The 347-nt window shown below is 61.1% G+C and carries 1 pseudogene; it reads right to left on the bottom strand.

Features of this window, described 5'->3' with window-relative positions:
* Positions 1–347: pseudogene (locus AKL29_RS00390) on the bottom strand (VWA domain-containing protein); the annotation flags it as partial.

The raw sequence follows: 347 nt of genomic DNA on the forward strand, positions 1-347 counted from the left end.
CGGCCCTTCTGTTCCTCGAGCCGCTTCTTCAGGGTCTCCATGAGCTTGTCCCAGCCCATGGCCTCGATCTGCTTCTTCTCTTCCTCGGTGAGATATTTCTCCGCGAGCTTCTTCAGCCACTCCTCGGGGATCTCCGCCTTGCCCATGGCGTCGAGCAGGCTCTCGAGCCCCTTGAACACGGTGCCGAACACGCGGTCGAACTTGTCGAGATTGCGCTCGTCCTTCACCAGCGCGGCGCGCGACAAATAGTAGAAGTTCTCGACCGTCTGCTCGGCGAGATCGGCGTCAAGCGCTTCCATCAAGGTCAGATATTCCCGTAGCGTCACGGGGACCTGGGCGTCGCGCAG

It is taken from the genome of Bradyrhizobium pachyrhizi (assembly GCF_001189245.1).
Lineage (GTDB): Bacteria > Pseudomonadota > Alphaproteobacteria > Rhizobiales > Xanthobacteraceae > Bradyrhizobium > Bradyrhizobium pachyrhizi.